The sequence below is a fragment of the Dethiobacter alkaliphilus AHT 1 genome (genome assembly GCF_000174415.1).
In the GTDB taxonomy this organism is placed as follows: Bacteria; Bacillota; Dethiobacteria; order Dethiobacterales; family Dethiobacteraceae; genus Dethiobacter; species Dethiobacter alkaliphilus.
Genome location: NZ_ACJM01000033.1, coordinates 1 through 7,216, shown reverse-complemented (window position 1 = coordinate 7,216; position 7,216 = coordinate 1). Strand labels below are relative to the sequence as shown.

The window sequence follows — 7,216 nt, the reverse complement described above, 5'->3', positions numbered from 1 at the left end:
TAAGCATTCTGGTCCCGGATTTGCCCGATTCCCGGCGGGATTTTATGGTGGATGTCTTCCGGGTAAACAACGAAGATGCCACACTTCTCTTTGGCCTGGACGGGAAGGAATATAACTGGGAGCCCTTTTTCGAACCGTTTGTGGCCGACAACTACTTTCAGGGGCCCGAGAAAAAGGAAACTGTACCGCCAGGCCTTTACAAATTAGTGGTAACCAGTCCGGACAACAGCGGTAAATACGTGCTTAGCGTGGGGGAGGAGGAATCTTTCTCTCTGACAGAAACGGCACAAACAATTCGCCGCCTCCCCGCTGTTAAGCGGTTTTTTGAAAAAAGACCGTGGACCGCTTATTTTAATTTGGTAGGCCTGTTTATGCTCCTATCGCTGCTTTTTGTTTTAGCAGCAATTTATGGTGCCTACCGGCTTGGCAAACTGTTAATTGGTAAATATTGACTCTTCTCCCAGGATAACATAGTTGTTTATCCTTTGCTCCTCGACTACGATTACAGCATCTTCAGGAACACGGAGGTACAGTGCCTCCGCACCCACAGAGCTGCTCCCCGGGTTCAACCACCAGTTTTCCTTCTCCTCTCCCAATAACTGCGCTACCACAAACTCTCTTTGAAACTGTGCTAAGCTAATTTCCAGATGATATTCTCTTAGCAACAACCTGCTGTTCTCCAGGGAAACACCCGGGGGCTGCAGGCTGTCGGTAAAGTCTATGTGGTTAACAATGGTTCTGGTTACGTAATGGGTTAGCTCTATTCTGTCTGTTAAATCTTCCGTTTTTTCCACCACAAGCAGACCACTAAACCATTCCCTTTGTGGCGCAGCAATTGTTAAGTTGTTATCCGCCAGAGGAAAAGACCACTTCTCGGTCACGTAGGCGCCTGCCACATCTTCTGGCCGGCCTTCCATCACTGCAGAATAAAAAGTATCTCTGGCTTCCCTTGCCTGGTCAATGGTCTCATCACCCACTCCCTGTTCACCGTGCAGGCTGTCCTGCGGCAAAAACAGCAGGATCAGCAGCGAAGTTACAAGGATTAATCCGTAGCCGGCCAGTATCCACTTCTGTTTCCGCTGGCCAAGATTCTTACCGGCATTTTTCAACAACAGGACAAACAAAACCAGCAATATGGGCAGCAGTAAGGAAATCCCCATTATACCCGCACCTCCAGTCTGTCGGAAAGAAGTGTGGCAGAAGTAAACAGAACCACAGCTACCACCATGATTTTTACTACTAAAATGACAAAGGAAGTCTCCTCCAGGAAGAAAGATAGAGCATCAACCAGGATGACAGCATCAGAAATTATCAGTGAGCCAAAAAACAGGCCGGGCAGTACAATAATGAAGGACTTATTAAACTGAACCAGCGAACCAATGAAGTAGCCAATGGCGGCAAGCAGTATAAAATACAATGAAGCCACCGTAACGGTCAATATAAACTCCCGGGGAGTAATGAAAAAATTAGTGGCGGCAATTTGTTCTGGGCCAAGTAAAAAATACTGCATTACCCGGAGAAAAACTGAGCCCAGAATAGCTGTCACACCGGCTAAGATACTGACGGTTAGCAAATAGGCAATGTTTGCCAGATTGGTACTTCTGCGATTGGCAGTTAAGATAAAGTCTCCGTCTCTGTACTCCTTGGTGGTAATAAAAATTGCCACCACCAGTGACCAAAAGCCTGTGAAGATAACAATGATATCACCGGAAAACGTTCTCATGCTAAGCGACACGTTGCCTACGCCCATACTCATTTGTCCAACCCCACCCGAGGAAAAAAGTAGAGCCATAGCCTGCACGGCAATCATGGTGAGCAGAAAATTCAAATATGCTTTAAGTTTATACTGATATTGTTTTTGGGTTATATCTATGAAATTAGGCTCCGCTAAAGACATCATCAATCCCTCCTTTGTTTGTGGCGGTCAGATATACACACAGGTCGGCGGTGTCCACCGGCAAAATTTCAACCCCGGACCGTTTTGCCTGCTGTCTTTCTGTTTCCGACAAAGTATTCTGCACAACCAGGTACTCACTGTCTCTGCCCAGGGCTTCCCGGTACAGAACTTCCCGGTTCCCGCTAAACTGTTCCAGCACTTCCCGTCTGCCCCGCAACCCCACCGCATACTCCTTTAAATCACTGACCGGCAGGTGTAGCCGCTTTTCTCCGGCACGCATTAAGAGCACATCTTCCAGCACATCCTGAATCTCGTTAAGTAGGTGGCTGGAGAGAATAATGGTGCGTGGATGGGCCAGATAATCTTTTAAAAGTGCCCGGTAAAAGTCTTTGCGCACGCCGGCATCCATACCCGTGGTGGGCTCATCAAAGATGGTCAGGGGACAGCGGGCGGCTATACCGATTATCATATTAAAGGTACTTTTCATTCCTTTGGACAGTTTGTGATGACACTGCCCCGGCTGCAGATTGAAATAAGCAAATAACCTCTGTGCCAGCCCTGCATCCCAATTGGCGTAAAAGGGTGCCACCCCTTCCAGTATATCGGCCAGGCTCAGCGTCTGCGGCAAAGCCATGTTGTCATCCACAAAAATCATATTTGCCGAAACGGTCAGGTCATTAAAGGGGCTGCGGTCAAACACCCTAATCTCTCCGGAACTTTGCTGCATAAAACCCGCCATTATTTTTAACAATGTGGTCTTTCCCGCACCGTTTGGCCCGATCAAACCGGTAATTTTATTTTCTTCAATGGCAAAAGACATCTTATTGAGAGCGTTAATATTGCCATACGTTTTGGTTAAGCCACTGCACTCCACCACATTCATCATGCATCCCCCCTGCTCTCGCTTCTTACCTGCCTGATAATATCAGTCAATTCATCATCGTCAATTCCCAGACGCTCCGCCTCCAGCACCAAATCCACCACCAGGTGCCTAAGCGTCTCATTTTTTCTTTTCTCCTGAATCATTTGTTGTGCATTTGGTGAAACAAACATACCCAGTCCCCTCTTTTTATACAGAATACCTTCATCAGCCAGGATTTTAAGACCCTTAGCTGCGGTGGCGGGATTGATATTATACATTTCCGCCAATTGATACTGTGAATAAACTTTCTCCTCCTGTGCCAGACTGCCGGTGAGTATTTCTGTCTCTAACCATTGGGCAATCTGCACATAAATGGGCGTCATCCCATCTGCATTGATTTTCATGGCACACCTCCCATACCGCTATAGTGCATTACTGCTATAATGCACTATACCATGCCCCAGCTTCACTGTAAAGGGCTTTTTTAAAGAAAATAGTTGCATGATACATCTATTTCATGATACACTTATCCCGAGGTGGTCAATATGCACTCACAACAAGAGCTGGCCCGCTTTCGGGAAATCATCCGTCTTCTGGGAAAAAATATTAACTTTTTTGATAAGTTCGGTGCCTCCTGCTGCGGAATCAGCGCCAGCCAATGGCAGGTAATCTGGGAAATCGGCAGTGCGGGAGAAATTTCTTTAAACGAAGTGGCTGCCCTGCTGAACCTTGATAGCAGCACCATGAGCCGGGCTATCAATAATCTGGCGGCACAGGACGTGGTTCAACGGCAGACAGATCCTGTAGACCGGCGGTACGTCAAAATTCACCTGACGCCTAAGGGAATGGACTTTTACCGGCGCATGGAAGAGATGATTGAGCGCTATTATGGAACAGTTTTGTATTCCATTCCCGCGGATAAAAGAAACCAGGTCACAGAAAGTCTGGAATTATTGCTAAAAGCACTGCAGGAAAACAAATGCTGTTAAGGTGGGAGATAAATGGAGAAAAATAAACCATGCTGTGCCCCAAAGTGCTGCGATACAGCACAAAGTTTTGAATCACAAAACTCAAACTTCCCCTCCTGGGTAGTAGACGAAATAGATACACCCATAGGAAAAATCCCCCGGATAAAAACTCAAACCGATTTCTCCGATGCTTTGGGAGCGCTAAAAGTACGACTGGGCATTAACCGTGACAACTACAAAGTACCCCCGGGACTGTATGCGGTGGGAGATCCAACGGAAAATTCTCCTGTGCTGGCCACCGCCAATTACAAACTTACCTTTGATGGGTTACGAAAAGAACTCCCAGGGCAAAACCTGTGGATTATTGTCCTGGACACCAGGGGGATTAATGTCTGGTGTGCGGCGGGAAAAGGCACTTTTGGCACAGCAGAGCTGATCAGAAGAATTGAACTGGCCCGGCTGGAAAAAGTAGTCTCACATAAAAACATCATTTTGCCGCAACTGGGGGCACCCGGAGTGGCAGCCCATGAGGTGCGCAAAAACACCGGCTTTAAGGTGAGTTATGGCCCCGTTTATGCAAAGGACCTGCCGGCTTTTCTGCAAAACGGCCAAGCTACAACAGCCATGCGCAAAGTACATTTCACCCTGGTGGACCGGCTTATCGTTATACCGGTGGAGCTAAATTATATCTTTAAAGTGGTACCGGCGCTTTTTATACTGCTCTTATTATTTAACCTGGTTTCACCGGGTGAAGTTGACTTCCTTTCATCTTTTATGCAAAGTGTTTCCAACCTGGTTCCCTATGTCATTGCTATTGTATTGGGCACCGTGGGCATTGCCGCCCTGCTGCCCTACATTCCCTTTCGCAGCTTTGCTGCCAAGGGGCTTTTGCTGGGCCTGGCCTGGTCTGCATTTACCGTCAGGCATTACGCCTTATTCAACTTTCCTGAAAACAGTCTGGTGGCTGCGGCAAATATCCTCTTTCTCACAGCACTGACCTCTTTCTTTGCTCTCAATTTTACCGGCTCCACAACCTACACCTCGGTATCCGGTGTGCAGAAAGAAACGCTTTACACAATACCCCTGCTTGCAGTAGGTACACTGATTGGCCTGGGACTGGCCATAGCTTATAAAATTATGCTTTTTAGAGGTTAAGGAGGGAAAAAATGGGCCTGACATATTTAAAGAACGTCACCACACTAAAACTGGATACGGATAAATGCAGCGGCTGCCGTCTTTGCACAGAGGTCTGTCCCCATCAGGTCTTTGCCATGGAGAATAAAAAAAGCCGCATTGCCAACAAAGAAGCTTGTATGGAATGCGGAGCCTGTGCCAGAAACTGCCCGACAGAAGCCATCACGGTCCACTCCGGGGTAGGCTGAGCGTACGCCATCATTCTTGGCAAGCTCACTGGACGTGAGCCAACCTGCGGTTCCCGTGATGACGGCTGTGGTTGTTAACAGAAGGGGCCTCGCATTTCTGCGAGGCCCCTTCTGTGCTGTTAATTGTCAGTGTGAAAAATATTATGGTAGATGGTCCGGATCTCGGAAAACGGGCGCCCTTCACCCAAAAAGGTTCCATCATGCCATACTTCAAAATGCAGATGTGGTGCACCGTCAAAAAAGCGGCTGCCGCCCACAATGCTGTAGCGGGTACCGGAGTTACCCACCGTACCGATCACCTGTCCACGGGTAACATCAGAGCCCACCCGGATTGATTCGTCCACACTTTCCAGATGTGCATAGCGGGTTAGAACTCCGTCAGGATGGGCAATCCATACCTGCCGGCCCAGGAATTTATCAGCAATGTCTTCCGGAGTAGGCTCTGCTTTTTTGGCAATGGCGATGGCTTCATTATATTCCTGCAGAGTCATCTCCACAAAATCATGATCTGCACGAACCACATAGCCGTCACCCGCTGCCAGGACCGGAGTGTGGCGGCGCACAAAGTAGTCCATCCCTTCATGGATTCCGTCACGATAAGCCCGTGGTGCGGTGGGCAGGCGCCTGTTCCAGCGACTCAGACCCACGCCTTGCAAGGGGGAGCTCAGATAGTTTAAACTTTCAATTAGTTGACCGGCTGTATTGGTGCGAAAGTTCAATGGTGCAGACCCCTCTTTTCCCGGAACGGCTACTTCCGACTCCCCACCGCATCCTGATACAAATAATAAGAGCAAAACGCACAACATCAGTACAAATGATTTATTTCTCATCCAACCACCTTTATACAATGTTTTCTGCCAGTATTCAAGGGTCCGGACAATGATTATTCAAGCCAATTTTTATATTATTTCTTTATTTTAATACATTAAAACATTAAAAACACCCATTCTCTGTGATTGCCAAACTCTCCTAAGTAATTTATAATTAACGATAACTTATATGTAAAAGGACTGAGGAAGACGCATGAAAACAGATATTAAATCTTTGATTATGGAAGCGGCAAACGCTGCCCGCGAAGAAACGGGAGATCATATTGAATCACAATTTACACAACGCCCCCAATGGCCAATAGACTGCACTGTGGGACCGGGTCTGGAAGGAGCCATCGCCTGTGAAAGTGCCGTAGGCTATGTTAACGGTACCGCGGGACGGCTCATTTACCGCGGCTATGATGTTTTTGACCTTTGCACCCATGCCAATTATGAGGAAGTTTCCTATCTTTTGCTGCACGGCCGCCTGCCCAACGAAGCGGAATACAAAAAATTCAATGAAACCCTGATAAAAGACCGGTATCTGCCCCTAACCCTGCGGCAGCTAATGGGCTTTCCCGTGGAAGCTATGAACAGCATGGCTTCTCTTCGCCTGGGAACCCTTCTTTTGCGGCAGACACTAACCTCCAGAGACTTAGATGACGACCGGCCTGATATTTCCACCGCCATCGGTGCCGATGAAGATTCCATCGCCATGGAATTGGCTCCCCTTGGGAAGGAACACGCCACGTACGAATTTAAACAGGAACAAAAAAAGCCGGACAATAACTTAGATAACGCCGCTGAACTGCGTTCCTGCTATCATTTAATTGCTGCTTTGCCCACCATTGTGGCGGCGGTTCACCGGGTACGTAATGGCGAGATGCCCATTGCCCCTGATGCGGAACTAAGCCATTCCGCAAACTTCCTTTATATGCTGACGGGCAAAAAACCCACACCGATAGAAGAAAAAATCATGGATGTGGCTCTGATTCTGCATGCGGACCACGGCATGAATGCCAGCACCTTTGCCACGCTGGTGGTAGCCTCTACCCTTTCGGATATCTATTTTTCCGTAGGTTCGGGGATTTCGGCACTTAATGGCCCCCTCCACGGCGGTGCAAATGAGAACGTTCTCTACACACTGCAGGAAATCGGTAATGAACAAAATGTGGAGAGCTGGGTGGAAAAAACACTGGCCGCCAAAGAAAAAGTACCCGGTTTCGGTCACCGGGTGTATAAAGCATACGACCCGCGGGCCAAAATCCTGGCACCTCGGCCAAACAACTGCCCAAGAA

Annotated in this window: 9 protein-coding genes and 1 pseudogene; 5 read left to right on the top strand and 5 right to left on the bottom strand. The window is 48.1% G+C overall.

Going from position 1 to position 7,216, the window contains the following annotated elements:
* Positions 1-452, top strand: a pseudogene (locus DEALDRAFT_RS17030) (hypothetical protein); the annotation flags it as partial.
* Here the strand turns inward: DEALDRAFT_RS17030 and DEALDRAFT_RS15670 are convergent.
* Genes DEALDRAFT_RS15670 through DEALDRAFT_RS15655 form a run of 4 tightly spaced genes read right to left on the bottom strand, consistent with a single transcriptional unit; the run spans position 435 to position 3,163 of the window.
* The gene (locus tag DEALDRAFT_RS15670) at positions 435-1,160 is read right to left on the bottom strand and encodes a hypothetical protein (RefSeq protein WP_008519329.1); all 726 of its coding nucleotides are present in this window, start codon (positions 1,158-1,160) and stop codon (positions 435-437) included. The pseudogene DEALDRAFT_RS17030 and the gene DEALDRAFT_RS15670 overlap by 18 nt on opposite strands.
* Positions 1,160-1,900: a hypothetical protein gene (locus tag DEALDRAFT_RS15665; RefSeq protein ID WP_008519327.1), complete on the bottom strand. Its 741-nt coding sequence runs from the start codon at positions 1,898-1,900 to the stop codon at positions 1,160-1,162. The genes DEALDRAFT_RS15670 and DEALDRAFT_RS15665 overlap by 1 nt, the downstream gene beginning before the upstream one ends.
* On the bottom strand, positions 1,878-2,780 hold the full coding sequence (locus DEALDRAFT_RS15660) for an ATP-binding cassette domain-containing protein (protein WP_040379339.1): 903 nt from the start codon (positions 2,778-2,780) through the stop codon (positions 1,878-1,880). Before DEALDRAFT_RS15660 ends, DEALDRAFT_RS15665 begins: the two co-directional genes overlap by 23 nt.
* The gene (locus tag DEALDRAFT_RS15655) at positions 2,780-3,163 is read right to left on the bottom strand and encodes a GntR family transcriptional regulator (RefSeq protein WP_008519323.1); all 384 of its coding nucleotides are present in this window, start codon (positions 3,161-3,163) and stop codon (positions 2,780-2,782) included. Before DEALDRAFT_RS15655 ends, DEALDRAFT_RS15660 begins: the two co-directional genes overlap by 1 nt.
* A gap of 141 nt (positions 3,164-3,304) precedes the next feature.
* Between DEALDRAFT_RS15655 and DEALDRAFT_RS15650 the strand changes: the two genes are divergently transcribed.
* The 3 genes from DEALDRAFT_RS15650 to hgcB are packed head-to-tail and all read left to right on the top strand — an operon-like array spanning position 3,305 to position 5,109.
* Complete coding sequence (locus DEALDRAFT_RS15650) at positions 3,305-3,748, top strand: MarR family winged helix-turn-helix transcriptional regulator (RefSeq protein WP_008519319.1); 444 nt, start codon at positions 3,305-3,307, stop codon at positions 3,746-3,748.
* A 12-nt stretch (positions 3,749-3,760) separates the two neighbouring features.
* Positions 3,761-4,882: a mercury methylation corrinoid protein HgcA gene (gene hgcA, locus DEALDRAFT_RS15645; protein WP_008519317.1), complete on the top strand. Its 1,122-nt coding sequence runs from the start codon at positions 3,761-3,763 to the stop codon at positions 4,880-4,882.
* An 11-nt stretch (positions 4,883-4,893) separates the two neighbouring features.
* Positions 4,894-5,109, top strand: coding sequence for a mercury methylation ferredoxin HgcB (hgcB, locus tag DEALDRAFT_RS15640; RefSeq protein WP_008519316.1), 216 nt, complete (start codon positions 4,894-4,896; stop codon positions 5,107-5,109).
* A gap of 119 nt (positions 5,110-5,228) precedes the next feature.
* On the opposite strand, the gene DEALDRAFT_RS15635 is transcribed toward hgcB, so the two are convergent.
* Positions 5,229-5,939 (bottom strand): M23 family metallopeptidase, encoded by a 711-nt coding sequence (locus DEALDRAFT_RS15635; RefSeq protein WP_008519314.1) that lies wholly within the window; start codon positions 5,937-5,939, stop codon positions 5,229-5,231.
* Positions 5,940-6,132: 193 nt separating this feature from the next.
* Between DEALDRAFT_RS15635 and DEALDRAFT_RS15630 the strand changes: the two genes are divergently transcribed.
* Positions 6,133-7,216: citrate/2-methylcitrate synthase (locus DEALDRAFT_RS15630; RefSeq protein ID WP_008519312.1), on the top strand; the 1,084-nt coding region annotated here is incomplete at its 3' end.